1 protein-coding gene is annotated in these 369 nt (G+C 59.6%); it reads right to left on the bottom strand.

Annotated elements, in window-relative coordinates; translation table 11 throughout:
• Window positions 1-369 (bottom strand): AMP-binding protein (locus AC0L28_RS34790; RefSeq protein WP_473483020.1); only part of this gene is annotated, 369 nt, incomplete at both ends.

The following is a 369-nucleotide window of genomic DNA, read 5'->3' as shown; positions in this document are numbered from 1 at the left end:
GCGACAGCGCTTCACCACCGATGATGAACAATCCAACCTGGCTGGTGGCACGCTCGGCCAGCATCTGCTGGCCGAGCATGTCGAGATGGCTCGGCGTGATCTCGATGAGCCCACAGCCCGAGATGATCTTTGCCTTTACCCCACCGACTTTGTCTTTCTCGTTTACAAGCTGTGCGTGACCACCACTGAGCAAAGGCGCAAACAGGCTGGTGATGATGGCGTCAAAGGCCAAGGACGAGAACACCACGGAGGATGAGCCCGGGGCGTAAGCCTTGCGGGCCCAGTCCAGATAATTGACCAGCCCGCGATGCTCGACCATGACGCCCTTGGGCGTTCCGGTGGAGCCGGAGGTGTAGATGATGTAGGCGA

The sequence above is a fragment of the Mesorhizobium sp. WSM4847 genome, from assembly GCF_055811335.1.
Note: the sequence above shows the minus strand (reverse complement) of the source record. Positions and strands in the feature narration are given on the sequence as shown.